This window comes from Escherichia sp. E1V33, assembly GCF_004211955.1.
Taxonomy (GTDB): Bacteria; Pseudomonadota; Gammaproteobacteria; order Enterobacterales; family Enterobacteriaceae; genus Escherichia.
In genome coordinates this window covers 1-2,255 of sequence record NZ_RHJI01000045.1, presented here as the reverse complement: position 1 = coordinate 2,255, position 2,255 = coordinate 1, and the positions used below count along the sequence as shown (strand labels likewise).

The window sequence follows — 2,255 nt, the reverse complement described above, 5'->3', positions numbered from 1 at the left end:
GTGTGGTAATACCAGATTTTCTGGCTCTCTCCGCGCCCCGTGATGGCGGCCACCGGCGTGTACGGCTGTTCCGCATCGTACAGGTATGTCCGCTTTCCCTGCCACGTTGTCTCCTGTAACAGCCGGAACCCTTCCCACACAAACGTCGTCCGGCTTCGTTCTCCCCGGTCGGTATGGAGATTGCTGGTCGCCTTGCAGATACGCCTTCCCAGCGCATCGTACTGATACCGCGTCTCGCTGTTGCTGCTGATGACCCGCGTTAACTGGCCCTGCGCGTTCCACTCCAGCTGCTGGTCCCTGCGCTCTGTCAGTTCGCCCCATTCGTTATAACGGTAACGGTCACGCCCGTAGCCCGGCAGGCGGTTATCCATCACCGCGCTCTGATACTCATCCGTCAGCAGATTGCCCGCTTTATCGTAATAATAATGGTCATGGTCGTACATCTGCCCCGTGCGGCTGGTCAGCCAGCCGCTGCGGTCATAGCTGAACACCAGGCAACCGCGCAGTTTGTCATTGATGCCGCCGACTTCACCGTCTGCGTTCCAGATATAGTCCCGCGCTGTCACGCTGTCGTTCTGCGCCGGGGGGTTACCGGCCTGCTGTGGGTTCTGGCTGCCGCCTGGCAGGCTGCGCTGCCAGCTTAACCGGTTGTCGGCGTTGTAGCCGCTGAACGTCGCCAGTTTCCCCTGCGTGCGTATCACCTGACGGTGCAGGCTGTCACGTTCATATTCGCTGACCGTGATACCGTCCAGCGCCGTCTGGAGCAGATGCCCGCTGCCGTAGTAAAGATGACTGAGATGCTGCCCGTCCGGCAACGTGATATCGGTGGGATTGCCCAGCGCATCGCGCCAGTATCTGATACTGCCGTGCACGCTGTGCTCTGCCGTCAGCCAGCCGCTGCGGTCATACGCAAAACGCACCGTGTCCGCCTGCATGTGGTGCAGCCGTTCCCCTTCTTCCGTGGGGGTGAGCGTCACCTCCGTTATCTGGTCAAGACGGTTGTAGCTGAAGGTCCGTGTACTGTGCTGCGTGTCACTGCGCAGCAGGCGGCCCAGCGCATCACGCTCCTGCTGTTCATTGCGCACCCCGCCCTCTGTGCCCTGCGTCTGGATGATGACCGGAAACCCGCCCGCATTCAGCGCCAAATGGCTGAGAGAAGCGGGATTTGAGATCGGCACGGGCGTTACCGTGAAGATCTCGGAGGGATGTCTGATCCTGCTTGCGGATAACAACGAAGTGCAGGAACTGCGCAGGGAACTTTATCAGGTTAAACAGGCGGTTAAGGGGATGCGTGACGGGATGTTTAGTGTGCTGAACGAGAGTTAAATAATAAAAAGCCGGGAAGATTTTATAACCTTCCCGGCTTTTATTCCTTCAACTTAAACAGTTTATCACTAACGAATCTAATTCAATCCATGCTTCTTCTAATCTTAATGCTATCTCTGGTTTATTTTCCCATTTATCAAAACTAGCATATGCATTTCTTATCATCTGAGGTGTTGTATATAAATACAGCGCCAATTCCTTATCAATAATTGTTTCATTTTTCATATAATTAGCAAGTTTTTCCAAGCTAGAAACCAGCTCATTATATTCATCATCATTGAAGTTCATGTTAATTCGAACATCATTAACAAAATTATTATCAATTATTTTCTTCTTTATATCATTTAACATTATTCACCTACTTAAATATAATAGCTTCGTGCGGAATTTCCCCAAAAATCAATACTTCCTGATGTGCTGCGGCTGCATACCGAGTAAATGGGGTATGTAAGTTTTCAGCAGCTTTTTGAGCTGTTGAAACATCCAATATTCTGTCTTTCGGTATTTTAGATAAATCGATTTCTATAATAGGATTTGCCGGACGAGTACCACCATGAGTAGCAAAATACTCTGCTGACGTCTGGCTTCTGGTGGTGGATATCCAAGGGTCGCGTGCATGCGGAACACCTGCAACGTGTTGGGTTGGTGTTGTTTTGTGGTAAGGAGTGGGTCTGGTTATGCCATTACCGGCTCGAATACTCTCCATTTGTTCAGGCGTCACTGCTCTTTTGACAGTATTACAATCAGGACTCAATCCAAGTGGATCAATATATGACAGCGGATTAGGCGCATAAGCATACAGGTTTAACCCGCCCCTTAGCCCTATCGGATCCTGGCTTACGAACCTCCCGCACTCCGGCGCATAATACCTGAACAGATTGTAATGCAGTCCTGTTTCTTCGTCAAAGTACTGCCCCGGCAGCCGCAGC

3 protein-coding genes and 1 pseudogene are annotated in these 2,255 nt (G+C 51.5%); 1 reads left to right on the top strand and 3 read right to left on the bottom strand.

Annotated features, from left to right (window positions below; genetic code table 11):
* A pseudogene (locus tag D9742_RS22755) lies at positions 1–1,112 on the bottom strand (RHS repeat protein); the annotation flags it as partial.
* Between D9742_RS22755 and D9742_RS22750 the strand changes: the two are divergent.
* A complete protein-coding gene (locus D9742_RS22750; protein WP_089553679.1) occupies positions 1,111–1,326 on the top strand; it encodes a SymE family type I addiction module toxin in 216 nt (71 codons plus the stop codon). The pseudogene D9742_RS22755 and the gene D9742_RS22750 overlap by 2 nt on opposite strands.
* 48 nt (positions 1,327–1,374) lie before the next feature.
* On the opposite strand, the gene D9742_RS22745 is transcribed toward D9742_RS22750, so the two are convergent.
* Both D9742_RS22745 and D9742_RS23825 read right to left on the bottom strand, forming a co-directional pair.
* Positions 1,375–1,677 (bottom strand): hypothetical protein, encoded by a 303-nt coding sequence (locus tag D9742_RS22745; protein ID WP_097315892.1) that lies wholly within the window; start codon positions 1,675–1,677, stop codon positions 1,375–1,377.
* Positions 1,678–1,684: 7 nt separating this feature from the next.
* On the bottom strand, positions 1,685–2,255 hold a 571-nt coding region (locus D9742_RS23825), incomplete at its 5' end, for an RHS repeat-associated core domain-containing protein (RefSeq protein WP_130238316.1).

Coding starts and splice junctions, on each gene's coding strand:
- D9742_RS22750 (WP_089553679.1), top strand. CDS start 1,111: ATGATGACCGGAAACCCGCCCGCATTCAGCGCCAAATGGCTGAGAGAA.
- D9742_RS22745 (WP_097315892.1), bottom strand. CDS start 1,677: ATGTTAAATGATATAAAGAAGAAAATAATTGATAATAATTTTGTTAAT.